1 protein-coding gene is annotated in these 497 nt (G+C 59.6%); it reads left to right on the top strand.

The genetic code is table 11. The features are described from left to right. Positions 1-287 precede the first annotated feature (287 nt). Positions 288-497: MFS transporter (locus tag RVY79_RS17225; protein WP_317465694.1), on the top strand; the 210-nt coding region annotated here is incomplete at its 3' end.

The raw sequence follows: 497 nt of genomic DNA, 5'->3' as shown, positions 1-497 counted from the left end.
ACCAGATGATCCATGCGATGAAAAATCTCGCGATCATCGGTGGGTTGCTGCAGGTAGTCGCATTCGGCGCCGGCGCACTGAGCATTGATCAGCGCCGAGCAAAGGCAGTGCAACGGGCCTCCGTCGCGTAATCGGCATTTGCGAATGCGAAAGCTGGCCTTCTAAACATGAGGCGCATCCCGGTGTCTAGCTTGCCGCCGGGACGTCTCTGCTAGAAGGGCTACGCAACCTGCGTCGCAACGACGGGTAGCCCGCGATTACCGCCCCATGCTTGGAGCCGACTCACCATGTCCGCTGTTATCGATCGCCTGCCGATGCGGGTAATGATTCCCCTGTTTTGCGTCGTCGCTATTGATGCAATCGGCATGGGGGTCATCCTTCCGTTACTGCCGTTCTACTCGCAGCATTTCGGTGCGAGTCCGTTCGCCATCGGCGCGCTCGTGGCAGTGTTCTCGCTCGGCCAGATCATTGCGGCGCCAACGCTTGGCAAGCTCTCA

The organism is Chromohalobacter sp. HP20-39 (genome assembly GCF_033052815.1).
Taxonomy (GTDB): domain Bacteria; phylum Pseudomonadota; class Gammaproteobacteria; order Pseudomonadales; family Halomonadaceae; genus Chromohalobacter.
Note: the sequence above shows the minus strand (reverse complement) of the source record. Positions and strands in the feature narration are given on the sequence as shown.